Source organism: Paracoccus sp. R12_2 (assembly GCF_017744015.1).
Taxonomy (GTDB): Bacteria; Pseudomonadota; Alphaproteobacteria; order Rhodobacterales; family Rhodobacteraceae; genus Paracoccus.
This window is the reverse complement of record NZ_JAGHRA010000008.1, coordinates 147,337-173,914: the sequence shown is the minus strand read 5'-3', so window position 1 is coordinate 173,914 and position 26,578 is coordinate 147,337. Positions and strand designations below refer to the sequence as shown.

The 26,578-nt window shown below is 63.8% G+C and carries 25 protein-coding genes; 11 read left to right on the top strand and 14 right to left on the bottom strand.

Annotated features, from left to right (window positions below):
* Positions 1-6: 6 nt before the first annotated feature.
* A complete protein-coding gene (locus J7359_RS11685) occupies positions 7-681 on the top strand; it encodes a response regulator transcription factor (protein WP_209056823.1) in 675 nt (224 codons plus the stop codon).
* Between the two features lie 70 nt (positions 682-751).
* Here J7359_RS11685 and J7359_RS11680 read toward each other — a convergent pair whose 3' ends face one another.
* Positions 752-1,435 (bottom strand): calcium-binding protein, encoded by a 684-nt coding sequence (locus J7359_RS11680; protein WP_209056822.1) that lies wholly within the window; start codon positions 1,433-1,435, stop codon positions 752-754.
* Between the two features lie 195 nt (positions 1,436-1,630).
* Entirely contained in the window at positions 1,631-2,902 is a 1,272-nt protein-coding gene (locus J7359_RS11675; RefSeq protein WP_209056821.1) for a S8 family serine peptidase, read from the bottom strand.
* Between the two features lie 96 nt (positions 2,903-2,998).
* On the opposite strand from J7359_RS11675, the gene J7359_RS11670 reads away from it, so the two are divergent.
* The 3 genes from J7359_RS11670 (at position 2,999) to J7359_RS11660 (ending at position 4,583) form a co-directional block, all read left to right on the top strand.
* Positions 2,999-3,490 carry an RNA polymerase sigma factor gene (locus tag J7359_RS11670; RefSeq protein WP_209056820.1) on the top strand — a complete coding sequence of 164 codons (492 nt, stop codon included), beginning with the start codon at positions 2,999-3,001 and terminating at the stop codon, positions 3,488-3,490.
* Between the two features lie 33 nt (positions 3,491-3,523).
* The gene (locus J7359_RS11665) at positions 3,524-4,228 is read left to right on the top strand and encodes a hypothetical protein (RefSeq protein ID WP_209056819.1); all 705 of its coding nucleotides are present in this window, start codon (positions 3,524-3,526) and stop codon (positions 4,226-4,228) included.
* Between the two features lie 67 nt (positions 4,229-4,295).
* A complete protein-coding gene (locus J7359_RS11660) occupies positions 4,296-4,583 on the top strand; it encodes a hypothetical protein (RefSeq protein ID WP_209056818.1) in 288 nt (95 codons plus the stop codon).
* 70 nt (positions 4,584-4,653) lie between these two features.
* Here the strand turns inward: J7359_RS11660 and J7359_RS11655 are convergent, their stop codons facing one another.
* The gene (locus tag J7359_RS11655; RefSeq protein WP_209056817.1) at positions 4,654-5,016 is read right to left on the bottom strand and encodes a DCC1-like thiol-disulfide oxidoreductase family protein; all 363 of its coding nucleotides are present in this window, start codon (positions 5,014-5,016) and stop codon (positions 4,654-4,656) included.
* Positions 5,017-5,079: 63 nt separating this feature from the next.
* Between J7359_RS11655 and J7359_RS11650 the strand changes: the two genes are divergently transcribed.
* Entirely contained in the window at positions 5,080-6,519 is a 1,440-nt protein-coding gene (locus J7359_RS11650) for an HTTM domain-containing protein (RefSeq protein WP_209056816.1), read from the top strand.
* Positions 6,520-6,549: 30 nt separating this feature from the next.
* Here the strand turns inward: J7359_RS11650 and J7359_RS11645 are convergent, their stop codons facing one another.
* The 3 genes from J7359_RS11645 to J7359_RS11635 form a co-directional block, all read right to left on the bottom strand.
* Positions 6,550-7,272: an anti-sigma factor gene (locus J7359_RS11645; protein WP_209056815.1), complete on the bottom strand. Its 723-nt coding sequence runs from the start codon at positions 7,270-7,272 to the stop codon at positions 6,550-6,552.
* Entirely contained in the window at positions 7,269-7,835 is a 567-nt protein-coding gene (locus J7359_RS11640; protein WP_247740348.1) for a sigma-70 family RNA polymerase sigma factor, read from the bottom strand. Before J7359_RS11640 ends, J7359_RS11645 begins: the two co-directional genes overlap by 4 nt.
* 156 nt (positions 7,836-7,991) lie before the next feature.
* Positions 7,992-8,798 carry a DUF4394 domain-containing protein gene (locus tag J7359_RS11635; protein WP_209056814.1) on the bottom strand — a complete coding sequence of 269 codons (807 nt, stop codon included), beginning with the start codon at positions 8,796-8,798 and terminating at the stop codon, positions 7,992-7,994.
* Positions 8,799-9,028: 230 nt separating this feature from the next.
* On the opposite strand from J7359_RS11635, the gene J7359_RS11630 reads away from it, so the two are divergent.
* The gene (locus tag J7359_RS11630; protein ID WP_209056813.1) at positions 9,029-9,787 is read left to right on the top strand and encodes a response regulator; all 759 of its coding nucleotides are present in this window, start codon (positions 9,029-9,031) and stop codon (positions 9,785-9,787) included.
* Here J7359_RS11630 and J7359_RS11625 read toward each other — a convergent pair.
* Complete coding sequence (locus tag J7359_RS11625) at positions 9,763-10,881, bottom strand: response regulator (protein ID WP_209056812.1); 1,119 nt, start codon at positions 10,879-10,881, stop codon at positions 9,763-9,765. The genes J7359_RS11630 and J7359_RS11625 overlap by 25 nt on opposite strands.
* On the bottom strand, positions 10,878-13,511 hold the full coding sequence (locus J7359_RS11620; RefSeq protein WP_209056811.1) for an ATP-binding protein: 2,634 nt from the start codon (positions 13,509-13,511) through the stop codon (positions 10,878-10,880). The genes J7359_RS11625 and J7359_RS11620 overlap by 4 nt, the downstream gene beginning before the upstream one ends.
* 281 nt (positions 13,512-13,792) lie before the next feature.
* On the opposite strand from J7359_RS11620, the gene fmdA reads away from it, so the two are divergent.
* The 3 genes from fmdA to J7359_RS11605 are packed head-to-tail and all read left to right on the top strand — an operon-like array spanning position 13,793 to position 15,896.
* Positions 13,793-15,019: a formamidase gene (fmdA, locus tag J7359_RS11615; protein WP_209056810.1), complete on the top strand. Its 1,227-nt coding sequence runs from the start codon at positions 13,793-13,795 to the stop codon at positions 15,017-15,019.
* A 56-nt stretch (positions 15,020-15,075) separates the two neighbouring features.
* A complete protein-coding gene (locus tag J7359_RS11610) occupies positions 15,076-15,588 on the top strand; it encodes an AmiS/UreI family transporter (RefSeq protein ID WP_209056809.1) in 513 nt (170 codons plus the stop codon).
* An 11-nt stretch (positions 15,589-15,599) separates the two neighbouring features.
* Positions 15,600-15,896 carry a hypothetical protein gene (locus J7359_RS11605; protein WP_209056808.1) on the top strand — a complete coding sequence of 99 codons (297 nt, stop codon included), beginning with the start codon at positions 15,600-15,602 and terminating at the stop codon, positions 15,894-15,896.
* Positions 15,897-16,096: 200 nt separating this feature from the next.
* Here the strand turns inward: J7359_RS11605 and J7359_RS11600 are convergent, their stop codons facing one another.
* The 6 genes from J7359_RS11600 to J7359_RS11575 form a co-directional block, all read right to left on the bottom strand.
* The gene (locus J7359_RS11600; protein WP_209056807.1) at positions 16,097-16,942 is read right to left on the bottom strand and encodes an ATP-binding cassette domain-containing protein; all 846 of its coding nucleotides are present in this window, start codon (positions 16,940-16,942) and stop codon (positions 16,097-16,099) included.
* Positions 16,939-17,778 carry an ABC transporter ATP-binding protein gene (locus J7359_RS11595; RefSeq protein ID WP_209056806.1) on the bottom strand — a complete coding sequence of 280 codons (840 nt, stop codon included), beginning with the start codon at positions 17,776-17,778 and terminating at the stop codon, positions 16,939-16,941. The genes J7359_RS11600 and J7359_RS11595 overlap by 4 nt, the downstream gene beginning before the upstream one ends.
* A gap of 3 nt (positions 17,779-17,781) precedes the next feature.
* A complete protein-coding gene (locus tag J7359_RS11590) occupies positions 17,782-18,681 on the bottom strand; it encodes an ABC transporter permease subunit (protein ID WP_209056805.1) in 900 nt (299 codons plus the stop codon).
* Positions 18,678-19,685, bottom strand: a complete 1,008-nt coding sequence (locus tag J7359_RS11585; protein ID WP_209056804.1) for an ABC transporter permease subunit — start codon at positions 19,683-19,685, stop codon at positions 18,678-18,680. The genes J7359_RS11590 and J7359_RS11585 overlap by 4 nt, the downstream gene beginning before the upstream one ends.
* A gap of 75 nt (positions 19,686-19,760) precedes the next feature.
* The gene (locus J7359_RS11580; RefSeq protein WP_209056803.1) at positions 19,761-21,362 is read right to left on the bottom strand and encodes an ABC transporter substrate-binding protein; all 1,602 of its coding nucleotides are present in this window, start codon (positions 21,360-21,362) and stop codon (positions 19,761-19,763) included.
* Positions 21,363-21,537: 175 nt separating this feature from the next.
* Positions 21,538-22,734, bottom strand: coding sequence for a Xaa-Pro peptidase family protein (locus tag J7359_RS11575; RefSeq protein ID WP_209056802.1), 1,197 nt, complete (start codon positions 22,732-22,734; stop codon positions 21,538-21,540).
* A 16-nt stretch (positions 22,735-22,750) separates the two neighbouring features.
* Between J7359_RS11575 and J7359_RS11570 the strand changes: the two genes are divergently transcribed.
* Entirely contained in the window at positions 22,751-23,197 is a 447-nt protein-coding gene (locus J7359_RS11570; protein ID WP_209056801.1) for a hypothetical protein, read from the top strand.
* 17 nt (positions 23,198-23,214) lie between these two features.
* Entirely contained in the window at positions 23,215-26,556 is a 3,342-nt protein-coding gene (locus J7359_RS11565) for a M10 family metallopeptidase C-terminal domain-containing protein (RefSeq protein ID WP_209056800.1), read from the top strand.
* The last annotated feature ends 22 nt before the right edge of the window (positions 26,557-26,578 follow it).

Below are 26,578 nucleotides of genomic sequence, written 5' to 3'. Positions count from 1 at the left end.
TGCCCGATGGCCAAGATCCTGCTTGTCGAAGACGACCCCCGTATCGCCAGCTTCGTCACCCGCGGCCTGAAGGCCGAGGGACATACGCTGGATATCGCGGGAGATGGTCAAAGCGCCATGTCGATGATGCGCAAGGCCGAATATCCGCTGGTCATTCTTGACCGGATGCTGCCCGATTTCGACGGCGTCACGATCTGCCGGCAGATGCGCAGCGAGGCGATCCCCTCGCGCGTGCTGATGCTGACCGCCAAGGATGCGCTTGGCGACAAGATCGAGGGGCTGAACGCGGGCGCAGATGACTATCTGACCAAGCCCTTTGCCTTCGACGAACTGGTCGCGCGGGTCGAGGCGCTGCTGCGACGCGCCCCCGATATCCGCTTCGATCCGGTCCTTCAGGTCGCCGATCTGATGCTGGACCCGACGACGCGCCAGGTGACGCGCGCGGGACGCGCGATCGAGTTGACGGCAAAGGAATTCGGCCTGCTGCGATATCTGATGGAACATCCGGGCGCGGTGCTCAGCCGCACGCAGATCCTGAACAACAACTGGGGCTATGGCTTCGACCCCGGATCGAAGGTGGTCGATGTCTATATCCGCTACCTGCGGACCAAGATCGACGGCCCGGACGAGGCCCCCCTGATTCACACGGTGCGCGGTGCCGGCTATCGTCTTGGGCAGTAATCTACCCCGCATGCGGGCACCGAAAAGGGGCGGGATATCATCCCGCCCCGCGCCGCCCCGTGCAGGCACTTCACCAGATGAAATCGTCGGAATCCATCTGCGACAGCCTGTAATCCTCGATGAACAGTCGATGATTTCCGACGGCGATCACCACATCCGAACCGGACTGGCTGGCAGCCGCGCGGACATCCGAGAAACTGCCGAAGCGGCCAAAGGCGGATACGTCGATCTCGTCCTCGTCATTCTCGAAATCGGTGATCCGATCACGGCCGTGATTGAAGATGAACCGGTCACTGCCCTCGCCGCCGGCCATAAGGTCGTTGCCCATACCCCCATGCAGCACGTCGTCGCCCTCGCCGCCGATCAGGCTGTCATTGCCCCACTGACCAGCAATGCGGTCATTCCCCTCGCCGCCGAAAACCTTGTCATGCCCTCCACCGGCGCGAACCGTATCGTTGCCGGAGGCGGCGGACACCCGGTCCGATCCGCCGCCTGCCGAGACGTAGTCATTTCCTTCGCCCGCCAGAATGCGGTCGTTGCCCCAACCAGACGCGATGCTGTCATTGCCCGATGCCGCAACGACAGTGTCATTGCCGGGGCCGGACCAGATACGATCATTGCCCTCGCCGCCATCTATGGTGTCGCGACCGATACCACCTTTCAGGGCATCATCCCCGGACCGGCCATAGATCAGATCGTCAAGCCGCGTGCCGATGATGCGATTGTCGTCGTCGTTCCCACGAAATACAGGCATGTTCCCAAATCCTTGTGTTGTGTCTTGGCTGATGACCCCATCGCGATGGCAGGGCGCCATCGCCCGAAGCCTCGGACGTCCATCGATGAGCCGGCTCGGCGGATTGTCGTCAGCACCGGCCGGTCTCTGCGTGGTTTACGCGTGGCCGCCGCATCTATTCCGGGGGCCGCAGTCTTTTTTGCGAAACGTCCGCGGTCAGCGGCATGTGGCCGGCGGCATGACCAGACCGGCACCGAAGATCGGGTCACGTCCCTTCGCACCCAGATCACGCGCCCCCTCGAGAAGACGTTTGCGAAGCCGGCCATTGCCGATCGTCGGATCGGCCTGCAACATCAGCGCGGCCGCCGCAGTCACAAAGGGCGCGGCATAGGATGTTCCCGTCTTGGTGCGCGCCCCGCTGATCGAGGCTGCCGTCCAGACATCGACGCCCGGCGCGGCCAGATCGATATGCTCGCCGCGCGCCGCCCGTCGATAGACCTGACCGCGCCGGTCGATGGCTGTCACCGCGACGACGCGGGGATATGCTGCGGGATAGGCGGGGGGCGCGGCCGGACCGGTATTGCCGGCCGCCGCAATCAGCAGGATGCCTGCATCTTCCATCTGCGCCACCTGCGCCTTCAGCGCGGCGTTTGCCGGTCCCGCAAGCGAAAGATTGACGATCCGTACCCCCTGTTCAGCCAGCCGGTCCAGCGCGCGGATCAGCGAATAGGCGTCGCTGCGCTGATCCTTGCCCGCGCGATGAAACGCGTCGACGGCGACAAGTTCCGCGCCGGGCACAAGGCCGGGGGCGCGGCTGTCGGCGGCCCCGACCAGCAGGGCCGCGACCGCGGTCCCGTGCAACAGATCGGATTTCTTGCGGCCGTCCCTGTTTCGAAGCTGCTTGATCCGCGCGCCGGCCAGCGCATCGTGTTCGGCGTTCAGCCCGGTATCGACCATGCCCAGCCGCGGCAGCGGGCCACATCCGGGCATCGCAACGGGCCAGTTGATCATCTGCCGTGCAGGACAGTCGATCCCGCGGCATTCGTCGGCCTGCTCGGATCGATAGAAATGGTTGAAGTCGGACCCTTCCGCCGAGGCGACGTCGCGCACAGCCTGCAGGGCCTGGTTCATCGTCAGCGCCGCAGGCTTGCGCAACCGCGCAAGCAACGCGCCGCTGGACAATGTGCTGACCTCGATCGCCTCGAAATCCTGCGCCAGCAGCGCCGACAGCCCGTCGTCGCTCAGGCCGCGGGCCAGCACCTCGTTCTGGGCGCGCTGGGGCAGCGGCGCGGGTGGAGGGGCCGCACGGACCCGGCGCCGGACGCGCGGCCCGTCATCGTCATCGTCGTCGTCATCCGCGTCGCGGTCGTCGTCATCGTCGTCATCGGCAAATGCGGTGGCGATCAGCGACAGGGAACCGTCCCGTGCCTGCGGCTGAAACGCCAGCATCATCGCGAAGAGCAATAGGAAGATGACAGGTCTACGCATCAGAGCATCTCTTTTCTTCGGGGTTCCGTCGAATACGCCCGGCCACCGGACCGTATTCCCCATGCCGCAGCATTTTTCCCCACGGCGGAGGTTGCCATGAACCCGGCCTTTGGCGAAGCCCTGATCGAACGCCTGCCAGCCCTCAGACGCTATGCGCTGTCGCTGGCCCGCAGGTCCGATCAGGCCGACGATCTGCTGCAGATCACCGTCGAGCGCGCACTGACGGCCGCCGACAGCTATGACCCGGCCGCGCGGCTGGACCCCTGGCTGTTCCGGATCATGCGAAACGCCTTCATCGACACCACCCGCCGTCAGCGCACGCGGGGCACCGAAGTCGATGTCTTCGACACGCCCGAAGCCTTGCCGACCGACACGCAACCCGCGATCGAGGCCCGGCTGATGCTGCGCACGACCGCAGCGGCGATGACGGACCTGCCGCCCGATCAGCAGGAAGTCCTTATCCTCGTCTGCGTTCAGGAACTCAGCTATGCCGAGGCGGCCGAGGTGCTGGACATCCCAAGGGGCACCGTCATGAGCAGACTTTCCCGCGCAAGGCTGGCGCTGGCCGCAAGGCTGGGAATAAAATGACCGGCGCGGCGTAGTTCCGTCAAGGAGTGGTGGATGGCCAAGGACCCGCAGATGCAGATTACAGACGAGACACTGATGGCGCTGGCCGACAAGCAGTTGCCCGCCGACCGGGCCGACCGTGTTCGCGCGGCAGTTAACGCCGATCCGGCGTTGCAGGAACGCCTGCATCTTTTCACCGAAACGCGCCGCGTGCTGCAGCAAGAGGCGACAGCATCTTCGACGCGGGCCACGGATGATGCGTTGATCGCGCGTATCAGGCAGGCGACGGGCGCACAGCACACCGCGCCCGTTCCGCCGGTGCCCGCGAACGAAAACCGCCGTCCGCTGACGGCATTGGCGGCAGGTCTGGCGGCAGCGGTGATCGGATTGGGATTGTGGTGGCAGGCAGGTGGCCCAGGCATGGATCTGCCATCGGATCATCTGGCTGCGCTGACAAGCCTGCCATCGGGCGAGACGGGCAATCTGGGGAACGGACAGGACCTGACCATGATCGCGTCCTATCGCACCCGCACGGGCGAGCTCTGCCGCGAATACGAAACCCGCGCGGGCACCGACATGTCGATCCGGATCGCCTGCCGCACCGAGTCTGGCTGGCAAGCCCGCTATGCCGAGACGATCACCGCCTCGGATGGATATGTCCCGGCCTCGGGCGAGATCGCGTCACTGGATGCGTTTCTGGCCGATGCCGGGCTGGGTGCTCCGCTGACCCCTGAAGAAGAACGGAAGGCCTTGGAATAATCTCATCACCCTCCGCGTAAACAGGACGCGGTCGACAAGGACCGCGAACCGAAAAACGGAGGCGAAGATGAAGACCATCAGGATCCTGACGATTGCGGCGCTGACCGCCGGTATCGCCCTGCCAACCGCCAGCCATGCCGGCGACGACAATCTGGACCGGGTGCTGTTCCGCATTCTGGAAGGCAATATCGGCCATTCGGTGCTGCGCGATGGCTATGGCGGGCATCGCCATGTCGTCCGCGCAGACCGCGACGATGATGACGACGACGGCTTTCGCCGGGGCGGGCGGGCATTCCATCGCGACGACGATGATGATGACGACGGTGGCCGCGACCGCAACGATGATGACGACTGAGACGTCGGTTGATGCCGTGACATGCCGGTGCCACGAATGTGGCACCGGCATCTTTCGTTCGGGCGCCGGCCTAGCGCAGCCGACCGCGACGCAGCGCCATCAGGGACAATCGACGCCCCGCCTTCAGAACCGGATAGGCCAGCGCAGCACGGCGCGGCGATCGCATGATCGCACGCAGGATGCCGCCCTTGCGTGACAGGACCGACAGAAGCTGCATCGCCTCGGCGCCATGCAGCAGCCGTCCGCCATGGTCCACCACGATTCCTTCGTCCAGATCGAACCCCGCCGCGACGATGCCGCGCAGGCGCGGATCGTCCGACCTGGCATCGATCAGGTCGACCGTTCCGACCGCGTCCCGCAAATTCAGCATGCGCATATAGGCACTGCAGAAAGGGCAGTCGCCGTCATAATAGATCCTCAGCCCCTCGGTCATTCCGGCTCCTTCAGGCGGGTCGGTGGAATAACGCACCAGCTTGCCGCGTAATTCCAGTCACGAATGCAGAACCAGAAGGACGCGCCCATGACCGTCACGCCGACCCGAGGGATGATCGCGCATCTTGGCCGTGCCCGGCCCGCCTATTCCCTGGCGGTGTTTCGCATCGCCTTCGGCGCGCTGATGATGTGGGATTGCTGGCGCTTCATCCGCGACGACCGGATCTGGCGCTATTGGATCGCGCCCGATTTCCATTTCCACTATCCGGGGTTTGCCTGGATCCGCCCGCTGCCCGAGGCATGGCTGGAACTGGCATGGCTGGTCATGGGAACCGCCGCGCTGTTCGTGATGCTGGGCCTGTTCTATCGGCTGGCGATCATCGTCTTCACGCTGGTCTTCGCCTATTTCTTCCTGCTGGATGCGGCCGAGTATCTGAACCATTTCTACCTGGTTCTTCTATACGCGATGATCCTGTGCTGCGTGCCCGCGGCACGGGTGTGGTCGCTGGATGCCTGGTCGGCACCGCGCCGGGACCGGCGGGTTCCCTATCTGTCGGTCTTCATGCTGCGCGCGCAGACCGAAATCGTGCTGATCTATGCGGGAGTGGTCAAGCTGACGCCGGACTGGTTGCAGGGTCAGCCGCTGGGTCTGTGGTTGCGGGCGCGCACCGAAGGGATGTGGCTGGCGCCGATGTTCCAGATGGACTGGATCATTCTTGCCGCAAGCTGGGGTGTCATCGCGCTGCATGTCCTTGGCGCGCCCCTACTGCTGTGGCGGCGAACCCGACTGCCGGTCTTCCTGATCTATTGCGCGTTTCACGGTGCGAATGCGTGGTTCTTCAATATCGGGATCTTCCCCTGGCTGACCATCGCCGCCAGCACGATCTTCTTTTCCCCCGACTGGCCCGCCGTCCTGCTGCGCCGCGTGACCGGCGGGCAGCCGGACGATGCCGCCTCCGACCGTTCGGATCGGACGATTTCCCTGCCGCACATCGCGCTGATGGCCGCGGCGCTTTGGCTGGTGGTCCAGATCGTGCTGCCGGTCCGCGGCGCGGCCTTCAATTCCGAAATCCGGTGGAGCGGCGACGGCCAACGTTTTTCCTGGCGGATGCGGATCTATGACCGGCAGGCCGTCGGCAGTTTCGTCGTCACCGACCGTGCCACCGGCGACAGTTGGCGCGTCGATCCCGAATATTTCCTGACCTGGCGCCAGGCCGACAAGATGCTGGTCCGACCTGACCTGATCGATCAATTCGCGGACCATCTGGCCGATCTGTGGCGTCAGCAGGGCCACGATGTTTCGGTCAATGCCGAGATCTGCAAATCCCTGAATGGCCGCCCGTGCCAGGTCTTCATCGACCCGGCGGCCGACCTTGCGCAAACCGACTGGGCCCTGTTCGGCACCGATCCCTGGGTTCTGCCGCTGAAGATCCCGGCCTGGGGGCTGCGGTCACAGACCGATCCCGAATTCCAGACATTTGACCCTGCCGGGACGCACCGCTGACCGACCGTCTCTGCGGCATAAAATCCGTGGTCAGGTCACGGGCGCCTTGGCCAGCCCCTTGCCGAAAATCGGCCCGGTGGGCAAGTTCGTCGGCGATCCGCCTGCAGGTTCCAGGGTGATTTCGTAAAGCTGCCGTGGCGACGGCGTCGGCAGACCCTCGATGGTCAGCGTATCCGAACGTCCCGTCGAAAGCAGCCCCAGCGACACCGGTGGACCGTCGTCATCAGGCTTGGTCCAGACCTGCATCACCTGATTGGACGGCATGTCAGGCCGCTCCAGCAGCGTGATCCGGGTGGTGTTGTCACGACCGCCTTCGACCAGCGCGATCGCCTCGCCCCGGTCGTCCAGCAGCACGGCGACAACGACCGGTCCGGGTTGCGACAGCACCGACCAGCCCAGAACCACGGCCAGAAGCATCGCGGCGGCCAGACCCCCAAGCGCGGCACGGCGCCAACGGCCAACGGATTGCCGCAACGTGTCGAGGTCGATCAGGTTGTCCGGCGCGGTTTTCGCTTCGGCAACATGCTGCTCCGGCGCGTCCAGCCGCGCCTCGACCCGCGCCCAAAGCCCGTCCGGCAAGGACAGGACATCGGCCGTGTCATCCAGCGCCCCGAACCGCTGCCGCGCCTGTTCAAGCCGGGCGGCAATATCGGGGTCCTGGCGCGCCAGTTCATCGAGGCGCGCGATATCGGCGTCCCCGGCCAGGCCAAGGACGACCTCATCAATCAGCAGGTCAAGAGATCGGTCCGTCATGACAGACACTCCCTCAGCTTCAACAGACCCCGTCGTACCCATGACTTTACCGAACCCAGCGGCGCACCCAGATGTCCCGCAATCTCTCCGTGGCTGTAACCCAACACGTAGGACGACAGGATGGCGCGGCGCGTTCCGGGCTCCAACGACTGAAGGCATTGCCGCAGGTCAGATGTCGTCCCCAGCCTTTCGAAGGCCTCGTCCAGAATGGTCTGGTGCGTCGTCTCGTCCAGAACCTCGCCCAGTGTGCCCGGCGATACCGGGACTTCGCGATCTTCGCGGCGCAGCATCGTCAGGCAACGATTGCGAAGGATCGCATAGACCCAGCCCTTCGCACTGCCGCGGGTTTCGTCGAACTGATGGGCCTTTCGCCAGATCAGCACCAGACTTTCCTGCAGCGCGTCTTCGGCAAGATCTGCGCGACGCAACATGCGCCTTGCCACGCCCAGCATTCGCCCGCCTTCGGCCAGCATCAACTGTTGCAGCGCGGATTTGTCGCCGTCAGCACAGGCCTTCAGCAAGGATGCATGATCGGTCACGAAATGGCCTGCCTTCCCCGCCATGCTGATTACGTTCGTGACACGGCTAAGGCGCATCGGGCGATCTGTCAAACCCGTCTGGTCCGGGTGCGACCGCGCGACGCGACCCGCCCGAGATAACATTACCGCGAGTGGCTGGCGCGCAGTACCGCGCCGCGCCAGCCGAACACTCTTGAACAGTTACATTGCGGTCATGAACGTGATGTCGCGCAGTTCCGCGCCGTCGGAGTCCTGGATATCCCAGCTTTCCTGCACGCTGCCGTCCTCAAGCGACACGGTGTGCAGCTTTCCGCCCGCGGCAAGCCACGCCGTGTTCGCGCCCTCGGCGTCGGTCGCGATGTCGAAGGCATAGCTTCCTGCACCGTCGATCCCCAGCTTGCCGATGGCGGCCAGTGTCCCATCGTTCGGCGAGGTCTGCTGGATCAGCGCGACAATGGTGCTGTCGATGTCATACATCGCGGTCGATTCCGGCTTGCCGTGGGAATTGATATAGGCAGCAGCAACGATGGCCGGGGCTTCGCCCGCATGCATGTCCTCGGCTTCGAATTCCAGCGAGCCGTCAACCGTGACAGCGCCGCTTTCGATGTCCACCCGATGATTTGTGGTGCCCGACATGAAGCGCAGCTTGTCAGCCATGGGATTGAAATCCACGATCACCGGCGCATCGCCCTCGATCGGCAGTTCGGTATCCATGGTCGAGATCACCGTGGCCGCGCCCGTTTCCGGATCGATTTCGACGATCTCGAAAGCGTCGGTAACGCCGATCAACTGCCCGGTCGCAGGACGCAGATCGACGCCCAGAAGCTTGTCCACACCCTCGACATCCATCGTGGCTTTGACAGTCGCGGTCGCCGCATCGATATGATGCAGGGTCTTGTCGCCGGAAAGGCCGATGGCCATCGTGCCGGCCTTCATTTCTGCCATTGCGCCGGTTGCGGATACGGCGACGATCGCCGTTGCGGTCAGCAAAGGAATATTCTTGAACATGATATGTCCTTTCGAGGGCTTGGCCGCGGTCTTTCCGCAGCCTTCATGTCCTGAAGACTCGAAGAGGCGCGCGTTTGGATGCAGGACAGGATTTTATTTTTTCGAAGCGCCTTCTCAGGCAGCGATCGCGACTGTGGCAAACAGGCCGGCGCCCGGCTAGTATCGGCCAAGCCCTGCGCTTGCGCAGCCCGGCTTCCGCCGGCGGCAAGCATCATGTTCGACAGGCCGAGATGACAGATCATTCAAGCGTCAGCGTTGTCCCGCAGCAACCGCTGCATATCCTTTTCGTCGAGGACGACGCACGTCTCAGCGCGTTCCTGCAACGATACTTCACCGATCAGGGATTCGTCGCGCGGACCGCCTCTGACGGGACCGGAATGCAGCTAGCACTGGCCGAAAGGCGGTTCGACGTCGTCGTTCTGGATATCGGACTGCCCGGACGTGACGACGGCTATGCGCTGGCCCGCAAGCTTGGCCGCAGCAAGGACATGGGGATCATCTTCCTGTCCGCCCGGCAAGAGGCGCTGGACCGCATCGTGGCGCTGGAGATCGGGGCGGATGATTTTCTGGTCAAACCCTTCGAGCCACGCGAATTGCTGGCCCGGGTCCGGGCGGTGCTGCGACGTCTGCCGGACGAGCGTGCCCCCGCCGATGATGCGGACCGGGCCGCGCCCCCCGGCCGCAGCGTCACGTTCGACGGCTATGTTCTGGACCTGGGCGCGCGCACCCTGCAGCGCCCGGATGGGATCCCGATGCCGCTGACCACCCATGAGTTCAATCTGCTCAGTGCGCTGGCGCAGCGTCCCGGTCGCGCGCTGAGCCGCGATCAGCTTCTGGATCTGACGGCGGGCAGGGCTTGGTCGCCCTATGATCGGTCGATTGACATGATGATCGCCAAGCTGCGCCGCAAGATCGGCGATACGGGGCCGAACCCGCGCCGCATCCGCACCATTCGCGGCACCGGCTACATGTTCTCGCCCGAGCCCTGACCAGGCTTCAGGCACGGCAACTCGAGAATTGCGCGCGCCCCGCCGCCAGCGGCGTTGACCAGACGAAAATCACCGCCACCCATCAGCGCCATCTGCTGGATCATCGGCAGACCAAGTCCCGTGCCGTCGGGCTTGGTGGTGAACATCGGCTCCAGCGCGTGTTCCAGTGCATCGGGGCCAAGCCCCCTGCCGTCATCCTGCACCGTCAGCCGGGCATAGTCGCTGCCGCGCCAGACATGTTCCAGCACGATGGTGGCGGACCCGGTACCGCCGGTCGCGTCACGCGCGTTGATCAGAAGATTGACCACCGCGGTCTCCATCTGGCCGGGATTGACCGGCGCCAGCAGCGGCTGATCGGGCAAACCGACCGTCAGCGTCATTTCCGCACACAGGCTGCGGCGCAGCATGTCGGCAGGTCCCGAAACCAGGGACCGCAGATCGACGGGCGGGCCCGACACCGGCCGGGCACGGGCAAATCCCAGCAGCCGCGCGACCAGCGTCTCGGCGGTCTGCACGGCCTCAAGCGCGTCCTGCGCATAGGGTTTCAGAGCGTCCGCCTTGTGCAGCCTTTCGTCAAGCGCCAACAGGTTCGCCTGAATGACGGCCAGCATGTTGCGGAAATCATGGGACAGGCCGGCGGCAAGGCGCGAGGTCGTCTCAAGCTGCCGGATCTGGACAAGCTCGCGTTCGGCGCGCGCCTTTCCGCGACGCAGATCGGCAAGCTGGAAACAGCGGTCCAGCGATTGCATCAGCTCATCCAGAAAGAAGGGCTTGCGGAGATAGTCATATGCCCCCGCCTTCAGCGCCGCGACGGCGCTGTCCACCGAGGCATATGCGGTCATCAGCACCAGGATCAGTCCGGGCGCGGCACCCCGCATCCTGGCGGCCAGTTCGGTTCCGTCCTCTGGGCCGATCCGGATGTCCAGCAGCACGATCTCGATCTGGCCATCGGCCAGCGCGGCCATCGCCGCAGCACCGTCATGGGCGATCCGGCAAACGATCCCTTCAAGGGCCAGCGCCCTGGAGGTCGCGGTCGCGAAATCGGGATCGTCATCCACGATCAGGATATGCCTTGGGGCGGCGACGGAATTCATGGCTGTTCGACGATGCTCAGTCTCATGGATGTTCCGCCCGGTCCGGTGCGTTCGATCCAGGCGTCGCCACCATGCATCTGCGCGACCCGCCTGACCAGCGGCAGACCAAGGCCGACCCCCGCCGCCTTGGTCGTCACCAGCGGGTCAAAGGCCCGTGCGCTGATTTCGGGCGGCAGTCCCGCGCCATTGTCTTCGACCTCGATGATCGCGCGCCCGGGCTCGCGAAAGGCGCGCAGCACGATGGCGGTGCCACGCGTCTGGCCGGCCTCGCCCTCGGCTGCCTGCCAGGCATTCTCGATGAGGTTGCGGATCGCGAATTGCAGACGCGCGGGATCGCAGCGCAGCATCATGCCGGGCTGCACCTCAAGCGTGATCACCGCACGTTCGGGATGTTCCGCCACCAGCGCAGCAAGCCAGCCCTGCATCTCGACCGAGACGGTTTCGTGCGCCCCCTGTCGGGCGAAATCCAGGAGGATGTCGATGATCCTGCTGCAACGCCCGATATTGCGCCGGATGCGGGCGACATCCTCTTCCGCCTCGGCGCCAAGTCCGGGGCTGCGCGACAGCACCTCGACCGAGCTGGTGATCGTGCCAAGGGGGTTGCGCAACTCGTGGCTGATCATCGCGGCGACCTCGCCCACGGCCGCAAGACGCTGGCGGATCGCCAGTTCGCGCTGGGTCGAACCCAGACGCCGCAAGGCATCCAGCAGGTTTTCTTCGGTCAGGCGGCGCCGCTCGTTCGCCAGCACCGCCCAGAAGGCCAGCAGCGCCATCAGCGGCGCCGCGGCCAGGAAGAAGGAAACCGTCTGTTCGGGGCTGCGCAGCCAGACCGACATGTATCGTGCCGCCAGATACAGGCACCCCGCCAGCGCCATCAGCAGCAGGAACATGGCGACCACCTGCCAGATCCGAGGCCAAAGTCGCGGCGACACGCGATGCAGGCGGACCGCGCCATCCTCGGATTGCGACATCTCGGTCCCGGCCGGACGCGACCTTTTGCAGAAATCCCGACAATGCGGTTCAAGACTGCAGCACAGCGAACAGATCGGCCGTTCATAGAACGTGCAATAGGCCATGTCCGGTGTCGCATAGCTGTGGCTACAGATCGCGCAGGCATGTTGCTGGCCCGTCCCCAGATCGCTTGGCGGGCGCGCGATATAGCCCTTGCCGCGTCGGAACACCCCGATCGCCGTCGCCACGACCAGCGCGACCAGCGATGCGATCGGCGCCGACCAGGCCTGCAGCAGCGGCCCCCCGCCGCCCAGATACAACGCCAGCCCGGCCAGACCGCCGACGGCCATTCCACCGCAACCGACCGGATTCAGATCGGGCAGATAGGCACGCCGGAATTCCAGATGAGAGGGGCTTAGCCGAAGCGGTTTCAGGATCGCCAGATCCGCAAACAGCGCCCCCAGCCATGCCAGCGCCAGGTTGGCATAGATGGCCAGCACCGCCTCGAGCGTCGAAAAGACCCCCATCATCATCAGAGTCAGGCTGATCGCGACATGCATCAGCAGCCATACCAGACGGCCGGGATGATAGCGCATGACCCGCAGCAGGAAATTCGACTGCGCCAACGATCCCGCATAGGCGTTGGTCACATTGATCTTGATCTGCGCGACCAGCACATAGGCCGTCGCCACCAACAATGCCGTCTGCGGCCCGAACAGATATTCATAGGCGTGCCAGAACATGCTGATCGGCTCGACCGCGGCTTCGTTCGCCACGCCGTTCCCGATGGCCAGCCATGCCAGGAAGCTGCCCATCAGGATCTTGGTGCCGCCAACCAGGATCCAGCCCGGCCCGGCCAGGATCAGCGCACCCCACCAGCGCAGGCGCGTCGTCGTCTCGCGAGGCGGCAGAAAACGCAGGTAATCGACCTGCTCGCCAATCTGCAGGGTCAGCGCGCACAGCACCCCGACCGCCGCGCCAAGCGACAGCAGGCTCAGTTCCGGGCCGGGCGCGGCCAGCCAGCGCGATGCGGCATCGGGATCGGCCCACGCGATCGCCGCGAAAGGCAGCAGCGCCAGCACGATCCACGGCAACTGGGTGGCCACCTGAAAGCGGGATATAGCGGTCATGCCCCTGGACGCGACCGGCAGGACCACCAGGGCCGACAACAGGTATCCGACAGGCAGCGGCAGGCCGAAACAGACCAGAAGCGCCTGCGCGATGATCACGCCTTCCAGCGCAAAGAAGATGATCGTGTAGGTGGCATAGATCAGCGAGGTGATGATCGACCCGATATAGCCGAAGCCCGCGCCACGGGTCAGCAGGTCCAGATCCACGTTGGCGCGCGCGACGTGATAGGCGATGGGCAGGCTGGTGACGAAGATGAAGACCGACACCAGCAACACCGCGATCACGGTGGTCTGAACGCCCCAGGATATCGTCAGCGCAGCCCCGATCGCCTCAAGCGCCAGGAACGAGATCCCGCCCAGGGCTGTATGGGTGATCGTCGCGGGCGTCCAGCGGCGGTGGCTGGCCGGGGCATAGCGCAGCGCATAATCCTCGATGGTTTCGTCGGCGACCCAGGATTGATAGCTGCGCGGCGCGGGCTCCAGGCCGGGAAACCCGCCGCTGGATCGCGGCCCGCCGCCATCACCGCCCGTCGCGTTCGTGATCGTCATCTCCTGCCCCCGGATCGCCGCGCGGTTGACCCGCCCATTGCAGCAGGACCGATCATCGCCGCATGAGCCATGCGCGGCTGACCGAAAGACTAGCCGTGTTGTCGCGTCCTGTGAATTGTCGAAACCGTCAGAATCCGTGCAATCGATTGTAATTTCTTGATTACACAAAATTACAAAACTGATCCGTTCGGCATGTATGACGATTACATGAAGCGGGCAGGCTGATCCCGAGGATCGGCCGGCCACGCATGGCACCGGCCGCCCGAAACAGGGAGGATGAGATGCCAAAGACCGTATTCGAGGTGGATCTGAGCAAGGCGCCCGAAGAGGCCGCCATCAAGACACATAACCGTTGGCACCCGGACATTCCGATGGTCGAGACCTTCAAGACCGGAGAGGTGCTGCGTGTCGAATGCTATGACTGGACCGGCGGGCAGGTCGGCAACAATGAAAGTGCCAACGACATCCGGGATGTCGATCTGACGCGCGTCCACTATCTTTCCGGCCCCTTCGCGTTCGAGGGCGCCGAGCCGGGCGATCTGCTGGTCGTGGACATCCTGGACATCGGCGCCAAGGACGATTCCCGCTGGGGCTTCAACGCGCTGTTCGCCAAGGAGAATGGCGGCGGCTTCCTGACCGAGCATTACCCCGAAGCGGTCAAGTCCTGCTGGGATTTCGAAGGGATCTATGCCCGCTCGCGCCATGTCCCCGGCGTGCGCTATCCCGGCCTGATCCATCCCGGCCTGATCGGCTGCCTGCCCGACCACAAGCTGCTGGCCGAAGCGAACCGGCGCGAGGCGGCACTGATCGCCACCGACCCCGACCGCGTTCCGCCGCTGGCCTGCCCGCCAGACCCGTCGACCGCGCTGATGGGTCAGATGTCGGGCAGCACGGCCGAGGCCGCCGCGAAAGAGGCGTGGCGCACCGTGCCGCCCCGCGAACATGGCGGCAATTGCGACATCAAGAACCTGTCGCGTGGATCCAAGGTCTATTTCCCCGTCTATGTGAAGGGCGGCGGGCTTTCGATGGGCGACATCCATTTCAGCCAGGGCGACGGTGAAATCACCTTCTGCGGCGCCATCGAGATGGCTGGATGGATCGACATCAAGGTGGACATCATCAAGGATGGAATGTCGAAATACGGCGTCACCAACCCGATCTTCCGCCCCTCGCCCATCGACCCGCATTTCGACGACTACCTGATCTTCGAAGGCATCTCGGTCGATGAACATACCGGCGAGCAGTATTATCTGGATGCGCATGTGGCCTATCGCCGGGCCTGCCTGAACGCGATCGAGTATCTCAAGAAGTTCGGCTATTCGGGCGAACAGGCCTACATGATCCTGGGCACCGCCCCGGTCGAGGGACGCATCGCCGGGATCGTCGATATTCCCAACGCCTGCGCGACGCTGGCGATACCGACCGCGATCTTCGACTTCGACATCCGACCCAACGCAGACGGGCCGAAACGATCCGTCCCCGAAGTCTCGGTCGCGCGAACAAGCTGACAGCCCCCTTCGCCCCGTCCCTTTGGGGGCGGGGCCCCAACACGGAGCCATGCGTCATGTTGCTTGGATTTCTTCTGTTTTATGTGGGTGCGGTGCTGTTTCTCAACGGGCTATGGCTCATGGATCGCATCCAGGACCGCGAGATCGTGGTCATCAACATCGTCTCGGGTCTGGTCGCGGTGGGTGTCGTCATCCAGGGCGCGTTCGGCACGGATGCCGAGATCCAAAGCGTGCGCGCGGCTGCGCTGACGCTGATGTTTGCCACCACCTATCTGTGGGTGGCCTATAATCGCCTGGTCGCCGTGGACGGGCGCGGGCTGGGCTGGTTCAGCCTGTTCGTCGCCATCACCACCGTCCCCGTGTTCCTGCGCGGCATATCCGGAGCCCAGTCGATGACCGAGGTCTGGCTTGCCGGCAACTGGCTGATCTGGGGCGTGCTGTGGTTCATGTATTTCCTGCTGCTGGCGTTGGGACGACCGATCCTGCGACAAACCGCCTGGGTCACTTTGCTTGCCGGTATCGTCACCGGCTGGCTGCCCGGCTTCCTGCTTCTCGACGGACTGATGTAAGGAGATCCGCCATGCCGGTCTATGACTTTCAATGCCCCGATCACGGCGTCTTCACAGGCCTTGTCAGCTATGCAAACAGCCTGTCGGGTCTGGAATGCCCCTGCTGCGGCGCCGCCAGCCCGGTGCTGCCGGCCCTGCCGCAGATCAGCACCCTGTCCAGCGCCTTGCGCCGGGCCGAGAACCGCGCCGAGGCGACGTCCTGCGAACCGAAGGTCGTCAAGCGGTCGCATCTGCCAAGCTGCGGATGCAATCTTTGCAAGAAGGCCGCACCGCCGACCTCGCGCCGCTGGATGCTGGGGCAGTGCTAGGCCCGCGTCCGGTCGCATGGAGAGGATCGCGTGGCCGTCGCCGAATGTGTGAATTCTGCCTGCCATGCGCGCGACCGAAAACGGTTTCCGCAGCGCTGCAACAGATCTGCGGCATGCGACGGACCGCGTGTCTTGGGCGCCGCCCCGACGGGGCGGCGCTTGCGCGTCCGGCAGCAGCAGCCGCCGTTCGGCGACAAGGTTCAGACCGCTGCTGCCTCGCGCGCGGCCTTTCGGCGGGTCACGCGGGCCCGGATCGCATCGAGATCGGTCACCGGCGTCGCCGCGAAAAGCTGTTGCGTATAGGGGTGCGTCGGATTGGAAAAAATCTGATCGCGCGACGTCTGTTCGACGGCCTCGCCCTTTGAAATCACCATCACCTCGTCGGCGATATAGCGCACGACCGACAGATCGTGGCTGACGAACACGTAGGTCAGGCCCATCTCGTCCTGCAGATCTGCCAGCAGGTTCAGGACCTGCGCCTGGACCGACAGGTCCAGCGCCGAGACGGGTTCATCCAGCACCAGCAGTGACGGATTCAGCATCAGCGCCCGCGCGATCGCGATCCGCTGCCGCTGCCCGCCCGAGAACATGTGCGGATAGCGGTTGTAGTGTTCGGGCATCAGCCCGACCTTCTGCAACATCGCCTTGGCGCGGTCGCGGCGCTCTGCGGCGGGGGTGTCGGTGTTGATGATCAGCGGCTCGGTCAGCACGTCGCCGATCTTCTGGCGCGGGTTCAGGCTGCCATAGGGGTTCTGAAACACCATCTGAACCTTGGACCGCATTTCCGGGCCTGGCCGTTTCGCGGCGATGTCCACGGGATGTCCGTCGATCAGCAATTCACCGCCCGAAGGCGCGTCGATCAGCGCAACGATCCGCGCCAGCGTCGATTTGCCGGATCCGGATTCACCGACAATGGCCAGCGTCTTGCCCTTCTGGACACTGAAATCGATCCCCTTGACCGCGCGAACGGTCTTGGCGCGGCGCATCATGCTGCCCGGAACGTGATAGTCCTGAACGATGGCGCGTCCTTCGACGACAGGGGTCATCGCACGGCCTCCTCTTGGAAAAAGTCCGCCACGGTGGGCAGACGGTCGCCGGTCGCATGCTCGGGCAGTGCCGACAGCAGCGCGCGGGTATAGGTGCTTTGCGGATTCTCGAACAGGCTGAGAACGTCAGCCTCTTCCATCTTGCGACCCTTGTATTGCACCACGACGCGGTCGGCGGTTTCGGCCACGACGCCCATATCATGGGTGATCAGGATCAGGCCCATGCCGTAATCCTCTTGCAGGCTCATCAGCAGATCCAGGATCTGCTTCTGGATGGTCACGTCCAGCGCCGTCGTCGGCTCGTCCGCGATCAGCAATCGGGGGTTGCTGGCGATGGCGATGGCGATCATCACCCGCTGACACTGCCCGCCCGACATCTGGTGCGGATAGGATTTCAGCTTTTCTTCGGGCTCTGGAATGCCGACGGACCGGAACAGGTCCAGCGCGCGTTCGCGGGCTGCCTTGCCCGACAGGCCCAGATTGATGCGCAGCACCTCTTCGATCTGGAAGCCGACCGTGAAGGACGGGTTCAGCGAGGCGACGGGTTCCTGGAAGATCATCGTGATCTCGCGCCCGATCAGGCGGCGCCGCTGCGCTGTGGTCATGGCCAGCATGTCCTGGCCGTCATAGGTCATCTCGTCGGCGGTGACGGTGGCGGTGTCGGGCAGCAGCCCCATCACCGCCAGCATCGACACCGACTTGCCCGACCCGGATTCGCCCACGATGGCCAGAACCTCGCTGCGGTCCACGGACACGTCGATGCCGTCCACGGCGGTGAAGCTGCCGGTGGCCGTCGCGAACTTGACGGTCAGGTTTCGGATGGTCAGCAATGCCATGGCTCAGCTCCGCTTCAGTTTCGGATCAAGCGCGTCGCGAAGACCGTCGCCCATCATGTTGATCGCCAGAACCGAGACAAGGATCGCCAGACCGGGGAATGTCACGACCCACCATGCGCGCAGGATGAATTCGCGCGCCTCGGCCAGCATCGTGCCCCATTCCGGCGCGGGCGGCTGCGCGCCCATGCCCAGAAAGCCCAAGGCCGCCGAATCCAGCACCGCCGCCGAAAACGACAGCGTGGCCTGCACGATCAGCGGTGCAAGACAGTTGGGCAGGATGGTCTTGAACATCAACCGGATGTTTCCGGCACCGGCCACGCGGGCGGCGGTGACATATTCACGCCGCATCTCGCCCATCACGGCGGCGCGGGTCAGGCGCGCGAAATGCGGCTGATAGACGATGGCGATGGCGATCATCGCGTTGGTCAGACCCGGCCCAAGGACCGCGACCAGCACAAGCGCCAGCAACAGCGATGGGAAAGCCAGGATCACGTCCATCACCCGCATGATCAGCGCATCGACCCAGCCACGGAAGAAGCCCGCGATCAGACCGATGAAGATGCCACCGAACAGGGCGATCGAGACGACGACGATACCGATGAACAGCGAATACTGCGCCCCGAAGATCAGGCGCGACAGCATGTCCCTGCCCACAGCATCGGTTCCCAGCAGGAACTCGGCCCGACCGCCTTCCTGCCAGACGGGCGGCAACAGCAGTGCGTCCCGGTATTGGGCGGTTGGATCATGCGGTGCCAGAACAGACGCGAAGACAGCGGTCAGCACCAGCAGGATGAAGACGAACAGACCGGCGACGGCACCGCGGTTCTGGCGGAAATAGAACCAGAACTCGGTCAGCATCTGGCGGCGGATCGCGGCAGTCGAAAGTTCTGCGGTATTGCTCATGACGCGCGGATCCTCGGGTTGATAAGGCCATAGGTCAGATCGACCAGCAGGTTGACGATCATGACCATGCCCGCGATCAGCAGCAGACCGGATTGCACCACCGGATAGTCACGCCGCGAGATCGAATCGATCATCCATTTGCCGATGCCCGGCCAGCTGAAGATCGTCTCGGTCAGGATCGCGCCTGCCATCAGCACGCCGATCTGCAGACCGATGGTGGTCACCACCGGGATCATCGCGTTGCGCAGCGCGTGGACACCGATCACCCGGCGCGAGGGCATGCCCTTGGCCCGCGCGGTGCGGACATAGTCCTCGCCCATCACCTCCAGCATGGCCGACCGTGTCTGGCGTGCGATCACGGCCAGCGGAATCGTCGCCAGCACGACCGAAGGCAGGATCAGGTGACTGACCGCCGACATGAAGGCGCCCTCCTGTCCCGACAGCAGGCTGTCGATCAGCATGAAGCCGGTCACCTGCGGAAAGAAATACATCAGGCTGATCCGGCCCGAGACCGGCGTCCAGCCAAGAAAGCCGGAAAAGAAGATGATCAGCAGCAGGCCCCACCAGAAGATCGGCATCGAAAACCCGACCAGCGCGGTGGTCATCGAGACCTGATCGAACCAGCTGCCGCGCTTGATCGCGGCCAGGACGCCGACCGGAACGCCGACCAGCGTGGCGATCAGAATTGCGCATAGCCCCAGTTCCAGGGTCGCCGGAAACAACGCCATGAACTCGGTCAGGACCGGTTTCTTGGTGACCAGCGAGTTGCCTAAATCCCCGTGCAGCAAGCGCCAGAGAAAATCGAGATACTGCATCACCACCGGCTTGTCGAAGCCAAGCTGTGCGCTGAGTTCGGCGTGACGTTCGGGCGAGACGCCGCGTTCGCCGGCCATCAGCAGCACCGGATCGCCCGGCAGGATGCGGACGAAGCCGAAGGCGATGATGGTGATCCCCAGGAAGGTCGGGATCAGATACAGCAGTTTTGAGAGGAGGAAACGGACCATGTGCCTCTTTCCTTTGAGAACGCGCGGGTGTGTGGCCCGCGCGTTCGTCTGTCGACCAATGTAACGCGGGCGGGCTTATTCAGCCAGATCCACGTCCTCGAAGGTGAAATCGCCAAGCGGGCTCATCTTGAAGCCCGACACCTTGGTCGACATCGGCACATACTGGGTCGAATGCGCGATGGTCAGCCACGGGGCCTGTTCCTTGAAGATGACCTGCGCCTGTTCATACAGGTCGGTCCGTTCTGCCTGATCTGCGGTCACCTTGGCCTGCTGCAGCAGATCGGAGAATTCCTCATTGCACCAGAACGCGCGGTTCGCGCCGCCTTCCTTGGCGGAATCGCAGGACAGCAGAACCGACAGGAAGTTGTCCGGGTCGCCGTTGTCGCCGGTCCAGCCCAGGATCACCGCGCCGTCACGACCGGCCTCCATCGACTTGGCCAGATACTCGCCCCATTCGTAAGAGACGATATTCGCGCTGACGCCGACCTTGGACAGGTCTTCCTGCATCAACTCGGCCGTGCGGCGGGCGTTGGGCATGTAGGGACGCTGAACGGGCATCGCCCAGATGTTCATCGACAGATCGGTGACGCCCTCTTCCTCCAGCATGGCCTTGGCCGCCTCGGGATCGTAGGGATCGTCCTCGATGCTGTCGTTATAGGACCACATGGTAGGCGGGATCGGGTTCTTGGCGGGTTCGGCTGCGCCCTGGAACACCGCGTCGATGATGGCCTCCTTGTTGATGGCCATGTTCAGCGCCTTGCGGACCTTCGGATTGTCGAAGGGTTCGACCGTGGTGTTGTAGGCCAGATAGCCCACGTTCAGGCCGGGCTGTTCGTCCAGTTTCAGGCTGTCATCCGAACGGATCGATTCCAGGTCGGCCGGCGAAGGATAGGGCATCAGGTGGCATTCACCGGCCTTCAGCTTCTGCAGACGAACCGAGGAATCGGGCGTGATCGCGAAGACCAGATCGTCGATCATCGGTGCGTCGCCCCAGTAATCGGCGTTCTTCTGGTAACGGATGACCGCGTCCTTCTGGTAGGCGACGAACTTGAACGGACCGGTGCCGATCGGCAGGTTGTTCAGGTCTTCCTTGGCGCCCGCCTCTTCCAGCGTGTCGGCATATTCCTTGCTGACGATGGACGCGAAGGGCATGGCGATGTTGGCCAGGAACGGTGCTTCGGGCTGGTTCAGCGTGATCTTGACGGTGTACTCGTCGATCTTCTCGACCGACTTCACCAGGTTCGGCATGTCCATCGAGGTATAGTATTCGTAGGTGATGCCGGGGATATACTGGTGCCACGGATGGTCGGGGTCGCCCTGACGCTCGAACGAGAAGACCACGTCATCGGCGTTGAAATCGCGGGTCGGGGTGAAGCGGTCATTCGACTGCCATTTCACGCCCTCGCGCAGATGGAACGTGTATTCCGTGCCATCCTCGGACACGTCCCAGCTTTCTGCCAGGCCGGGCTCGACCTCGGTCGTGCCCTTCTTGAACTCGGTCAGGCGGTTATAGATCGGGTGGGCCGAGGCGTCGAAGGTCGTGCCTGCGGTATAGGGCGAGGGATCGAACCCCTCGGGCGAGGCTTCCGAGCAATAGACAAAGGTCTTTGCTTCGGCCACGGCGGTTGTCAAAGCCAGCGCCGAAACGGCCAGCAGGCTGCGGGACAGATATTTCATGCGAATGATCCTTTTCGCTCTCTGTTGAACTGATGACCGCGTTGCCACCCAAGGGGGAGATTCGCGGTGCGTATTGTTTAGGCATATACCCGAACGGGCAGGTTGTTCCACTAGCAACGAGTTACAGGGGCGATTCCCTGCCTGATCCGCAAGCGGGATGCAAGGTCAATGTTACTTACCCAAATGGACGCTCCATCGCCTCGGCCGGCGGGCTGAACCAGCGCGGGCCGTCTGCGGTCATGTGAACGATATCCTCCAGCCGGATCCCGCATTCGCCATAGACACACAGCATCGGTTCGATCGAAAACACCATGCCTGGCTTCAGCAGGGTCCGGTTGCCTTTGACGATCCACGGCTCTTCATGGATATCCAGACCAAGGCCGTGTCCCGTCCGATGCGGCAGGCCGGGCACCGCATGGCCGGGACCGAACCCCGCCGCGACGATCACCTTGCGGGCTGCCGCATCCACCGCTTCGCAGGGCACGTCGTTCCGCGCGGCGGCAAAGGCGGCGGCATGGGCCGCATGTTCGACCTGCCACAGGTGCCTTTGCCGCGCGGTGGGCGTGCCGAAGACATAGCTGCGCGTGATGTCGGACTGATAGCCGTCCATCTTCCCGCCCAGATCGACCAGCACCATGTCCCCTTCGCACAGCGTCTGCGGGTCCGGTACGCCGTGCGGATAGGCCGTCGCCGCACCGAACTGGACCGCATGGAACAGCGGTTTCATGCCGGACGCCCGATGCGCCGCGTCGATGAACTGGCCCACCTCGGTCGTCGTGATCCCGGCGCGCAACCCTGCATGAACGGCGCGCTGGACGTTCCAGCTGACATCCATGGCGGTCTGGATGATGGCGATTTCCCGAGGGGACTTGATCTGCCGCAGGCCGGCAATGATCTCGGTCGCGGAACTGACCTGGCCGTGCATCGCCGTGATCATGCGCGAGGCGAACCGGAACGGCATCGCCGGGTCCAGTCCAAGGCCGCTGCCCGGCAGGCTTTCAAGATGCAATGCGATCAGTGCGAAGGGATCTTCATCCTCTTCCCACATCAGCATCCTGCCGGGGATCTGCAGCATCGCCTGCAGCTTCGGCGCCTCGAAGACCGGCGTCAGATAGGCGGGGGGACCGTCGGCAGAAATCAGCGCGCCGTGGATACGTTCGGACTGCCCCAGGCGCAGCCCGGTGAAATAGGTCAGCGAACTGGACCCGTCCAGCCAGATCGCCGCAAGGCCCGCCGCCCGGATCGCCGCCTGCAGATCGGCGAGGCGCGCCTGAAGATCGGCGACCGTGACCGGCGTCGCGCAGACCGGACGAAAGGACAGCAGGGCTTTGTCCAGATCGGAATTCGGGGCGGTGGCGGCGGTTCTGTTCATGCGTTCTCCTGTCTGGATGGGCTACCTATTCACGCCCAACCACGCGGAACAAGCCCGGCGCGGCACGGGATCGTCGGTGCCTGCCAAGATCGGCGACCTGCAATTTTCGGAACGACCGGCACGGTGCCGCTCGATACCCCTTGGGTTGATCGCAACTTTTGCCGGTTCGCACCCCCACACCGGATCCAGTGCGTCAAATCCAGCCTACGCACCGCGCAGGCGCAAGATCGCCCATCCGCCGATACGGGCAGGCCAGTTTTCGCCTGCCCGATTCTCACTTTTAAATAACATATTGTTTTATCATATCAATATTATTCAGATGTACAGAACCAAGACTCATGGACAGCTTGAGCAACCCGGATCACTATCGACTCAGGTGGAATACGGCAAAGGCACTACACGCCATGCGTGCAGCTTTTTCGTGGCGTCGACCGACGCAGGATTATCCACCCAAAGTTGTTGAACAGGGAGGTTCAGATCATGCCAAGCGCAACTCAGGTCAATGAAGAATGGTGGGTCAACGACCAGACGCCGGACAATCCTTACGGCAAAAGCGAAGACTATGACGCGTTCCTCGACTATGTCGGCGCGCTGAATCGCAGCCTGACGCCGGAAATCGCGGCCGAGCCGCTGCGGATCAACGTCACCGAACTGAACGATCACCCGGACTACAAGGCCGCCGCGATCGGCGCGCTGTCGATGTGGTCTTCTGTCACCCCCCTTGAATTCGAGATCGTCGATGACACGCCCTTCGATTCCGAAACCGACTGGATGGAGGTCGTCAGCCCCGAGTTGGGCGAACCAAGCGACGGGTCTGCGTTTTCCAGCAACCGCTATGTCAGCATCGGCCAGCGGTTCCACGATACCGAACCAAACAAGACCGATATCGGCGGCTATGTCTTCGATTCCTTCGTGCATGAATTCGGCCATGAATTCGGCCTGAACCACCCCGGTCTTTACAATTACAGCGGCCCCGGCGGCGTGCAGATCAACTATCTGAACAACGCCACCTGGATCTATGACCGCCAGCAATACAGCGTCATGTCGTATTTCGACGGCATCGACGTGGGCGAGGACAGCCGCTGGTCGGCCGTAACCCCGCTGATGGCGGATATCGAGGCGGTGACCCGGCGCTTCTTCTCGACCGTGGATGAGGACGGGCAGCGAACCTACCAGACCATCAACCTGAACACCGGCGACAATGTCTATGGGTTCAACAGCACCGAATATGGTTACGAGCTGACCGCGTCGGGCATGCAGCACGATATCGGCTTCGTCATTCACGACACCGGCGGCGACGATACCATCGACTTTTCAGGCTCGACCGCCGGAACGATCCTCGACCTGCGCGCAGGCCAGTTTTCCAGCGTCAATGGACACAGCAACAATGTCTCGATCTTCGCCGGCCATAACGCCGACGAAACGGAATATTACATCGAGAAGGGGATCGGCAGCCGCCACGACGACATCCTGATCGGCAATGACGGCGACAACGTGCTGGATGGACGGGGCGGCGCGGATCGCATGGCCGGCAATGGCGGCGATGACGTCTATTTCGTCGATTCACTGGATGACATCGTGCGAGAAGAGGTCGACGGCGGCAACGATACGATCGTCGTCGTGACCGAAGGGCTGGATATCGGCGATGTGGCGAATGTCGAAAACATCATCTACGCGGGCGGCAGCGCCGTCGATCCCGGCCCCGACGATGACGAAGATCCGGCCGGCGATGGCGGCCCGCCCCTTGCCAGCATCCTGTTCGGCGAACAGGGCAACGACACGCTGGACGGCGGCGCCGGCGGCAACACGATCTTCGGCCTGGGTGGCGACGACCTGATCATCGGCGGGCGCGATTCACTTGCCAGCCGCGACATCAACAACACGATCCCGGTCGCAGATCTGGATGACCAGACCGAAAGCGATGACGGTGATGACGCGCTGTATGGCGGTCGCGGCAATGACACCATCGTCGGTGGCGCGGGTGACGACACTCTGGACGGCGGCGAAGGCGACGACATGCTGCGCGGTCAGGCAGGCGTCGATGTCTTCCGCGGCGGCGCCGGCAGCGACACGGTCGATTTCAGCCAGGAAAGCCCGTTCCAGTTGCTGGTCAACCTTGAAACCAACGTCGCCAGCGGGGGCACGGCCTCGGGCGACACCTTCTACAGCATCGAGAACCTGATCGGATCGGATGACAGGATCGACCGCTTCATCGGCACATCAGCGGCGAACCATTTCATCGGCCAAGGCGGCGGCGATTACTTCAACGGCCGGGACGGCAACGACATTCTGGATGGCGGCAATGACGGCGACATCCTGTATGGCGAAGGCGGCGACGATACCATCATCGGGGGTGCCGGGCAGGATTACCTGGATGGCGGCGACGGAACCGACACCGTCGTCTATGATGCCAGTCCAGCCGGCGTCCGGATCGACCTGGCCCAGGGCACTGCCAGCGGCGGCGATGCGGACGGACCCGTGCAGATCGTCGGACGCGGCACCGTCATCCGCCACGACATCCTTGCCGGGTTCGAGAACGCCATCGGCTCTTTCCATGACGATTACATCATCGGCAACGATCAGGCCAACGAACTGTCGGGCGGCCGCGGCGACGACACGCTGGCGGGAGGCGCCGGACAGGACACGCTGAACGGCGGCGCGGGACGCGACACGGCGGATTATGCGGGGGCCGACGACGGCGTTCGCGTCAATCTGGCCAGCGGCGGATCGGCCGGGGACAGCTTTGTCTCGATCGAAAATGTCTCGGGGTCCGGGTTCGACGACCGGCTGCGGGGGGACGGCGCTGCCAACATGCTGATCGGTCAGGGTGGTGACGACAACCTGCGCGGGGGCCGCGGCGATGACAGTCTGATCGGTGACTTTGCAGATCAGGGCGATCCCGTTCCGCAGCCCGGCATGGGCAGCGGATACGCGACGCTGGGACCGGATGCCGCGAACAACTCGATCGAAACGGCGTTCGATATTTCCGACAACTTCTCGCTGGCCGAGGATCCCGACATCTTCGATTCGACCACCGTGCTTCACACCACGGTCAATGCCACCGGCAACGGCGAAGGCGGATATTACAGCATCGACCTGGCGGTCGGGACGGTGATCAGCATCGATATCGACGGCATCGCCGACCCTGACGTTCATGACAGCTGGGTCAGGCTGCTGGACGCCGATGGCAACATCGTCGCCCAGAACGACGATGGCGGCGGCGATCCGGGATCGACCAGCAATCGCGATTCCAGCACCGTCTTCACCGTCGAGGAAACCGGAACCTACTATATCCTCGAAGGAAGCTGGTCGCCCGACGCACCGGGCGATGGCTGGTCTGAATCCGTGCCCGAAGGATCGACATACAAGCTGAACGTGTCGGTCGAATTTCCGCCGGCCCCGGTCCAACCCGGCGAGGCGGGTCAGGACACGCTGCGCGGCGGCGCCGGTTCCGACCTGCTGGATGGCGGGCTGGGGGCGGATGTCCTGTTCGGCGGCACGGGCGAGGACAGCTTCCGCTTCTCGACGGCGCTTGGCGATGGCAATATCGACCGGGTCAGGGACTTCGAGGTGGGCGACGACCTGATCGTGCTGGACGCGGATGCCTTCGACGGGATCGGTGTACGCGGCGCGCTGAGCTTCGGCGCGTTCCACAGCAGTTCAAGCGGCACCGCACAGGACGCTGACGACCGCATCGTCTATGACAGCGGAAACGGTGTTCTGTCCTACGACGCGGACGGGTCGGGACAGGAGGACGCAATCAGGTTCGCGCGCCTGACCCCCGACCTGGACCTTTCGGCCAGCGATTTCTATATCGTCTGATGGACCCCATGAACGGGGCGCT

Excerpts from the sequence above, each read along its gene's own strand:
- J7359_RS11685 (WP_209056823.1), top strand. The coding sequence starts at position 7 with ATGGCCAAGATCCTGCTTGTCGAAGACGACCCCCGTATCGCCAGCTTC.
- J7359_RS11680 (WP_209056822.1), bottom strand. The coding sequence starts at position 1,435 with ATGCCTGTATTTCGTGGGAACGACGACGACAATCGCATCATCGGCACG.
- J7359_RS11675 (WP_209056821.1), bottom strand. The coding sequence starts at position 2,902 with ATGCGTAGACCTGTCATCTTCCTATTGCTCTTCGCGATGATGCTGGCG.
- J7359_RS11670 (WP_209056820.1), top strand. The coding sequence starts at position 2,999 with ATGAACCCGGCCTTTGGCGAAGCCCTGATCGAACGCCTGCCAGCCCTC.
- J7359_RS11665 (WP_209056819.1), top strand. The coding sequence starts at position 3,524 with ATGGCCAAGGACCCGCAGATGCAGATTACAGACGAGACACTGATGGCG.
- J7359_RS11660 (WP_209056818.1), top strand. The coding sequence starts at position 4,296 with ATGAAGACCATCAGGATCCTGACGATTGCGGCGCTGACCGCCGGTATC.
- J7359_RS11655 (WP_209056817.1), bottom strand. The coding sequence starts at position 5,016 with ATGACCGAGGGGCTGAGGATCTATTATGACGGCGACTGCCCTTTCTGC.
- J7359_RS11650 (WP_209056816.1), top strand. The coding sequence starts at position 5,080 with ATGCAGAACCAGAAGGACGCGCCCATGACCGTCACGCCGACCCGAGGG.
- J7359_RS11645 (WP_209056815.1), bottom strand. The coding sequence starts at position 7,272 with ATGACGGACCGATCTCTTGACCTGCTGATTGATGAGGTCGTCCTTGGC.
- J7359_RS11640 (WP_247740348.1), bottom strand. The coding sequence starts at position 7,835 with ATGGCGGGGAAGGCAGGCCATTTCGTGACCGATCATGCATCCTTGCTG.
- J7359_RS11635 (WP_209056814.1), bottom strand. The coding sequence starts at position 8,798 with ATGTTCAAGAATATTCCTTTGCTGACCGCAACGGCGATCGTCGCCGTA.
- J7359_RS11630 (WP_209056813.1), top strand. The coding sequence starts at position 9,029 with ATGACAGATCATTCAAGCGTCAGCGTTGTCCCGCAGCAACCGCTGCAT.
- J7359_RS11625 (WP_209056812.1), bottom strand. The coding sequence starts at position 10,881 with ATGAATTCCGTCGCCGCCCCAAGGCATATCCTGATCGTGGATGACGAT.
- J7359_RS11620 (WP_209056811.1), bottom strand. The coding sequence starts at position 13,511 with ATGACGATCACGAACGCGACGGGCGGTGATGGCGGCGGGCCGCGATCC.
- fmdA (WP_209056810.1), top strand. The coding sequence starts at position 13,793 with ATGCCAAAGACCGTATTCGAGGTGGATCTGAGCAAGGCGCCCGAAGAG.
- J7359_RS11610 (WP_209056809.1), top strand. The coding sequence starts at position 15,076 with ATGTTGCTTGGATTTCTTCTGTTTTATGTGGGTGCGGTGCTGTTTCTC.
- J7359_RS11605 (WP_209056808.1), top strand. The coding sequence starts at position 15,600 with ATGCCGGTCTATGACTTTCAATGCCCCGATCACGGCGTCTTCACAGGC.
- J7359_RS11600 (WP_209056807.1), bottom strand. The coding sequence starts at position 16,942 with ATGACCCCTGTCGTCGAAGGACGCGCCATCGTTCAGGACTATCACGTT.
- J7359_RS11595 (WP_209056806.1), bottom strand. The coding sequence starts at position 17,778 with ATGGCATTGCTGACCATCCGAAACCTGACCGTCAAGTTCGCGACGGCC.
- J7359_RS11590 (WP_209056805.1), bottom strand. The coding sequence starts at position 18,681 with ATGAGCAATACCGCAGAACTTTCGACTGCCGCGATCCGCCGCCAGATG.
- J7359_RS11585 (WP_209056804.1), bottom strand. The coding sequence starts at position 19,685 with ATGGTCCGTTTCCTCCTCTCAAAACTGCTGTATCTGATCCCGACCTTC.
- J7359_RS11580 (WP_209056803.1), bottom strand. The coding sequence starts at position 21,362 with ATGAAATATCTGTCCCGCAGCCTGCTGGCCGTTTCGGCGCTGGCTTTG.
- J7359_RS11575 (WP_209056802.1), bottom strand. The coding sequence starts at position 22,734 with ATGAACAGAACCGCCGCCACCGCCCCGAATTCCGATCTGGACAAAGCC.
- J7359_RS11570 (WP_209056801.1), top strand. The coding sequence starts at position 22,751 with ATGGGCTACCTATTCACGCCCAACCACGCGGAACAAGCCCGGCGCGGC.
- J7359_RS11565 (WP_209056800.1), top strand. The coding sequence starts at position 23,215 with ATGCCAAGCGCAACTCAGGTCAATGAAGAATGGTGGGTCAACGACCAG.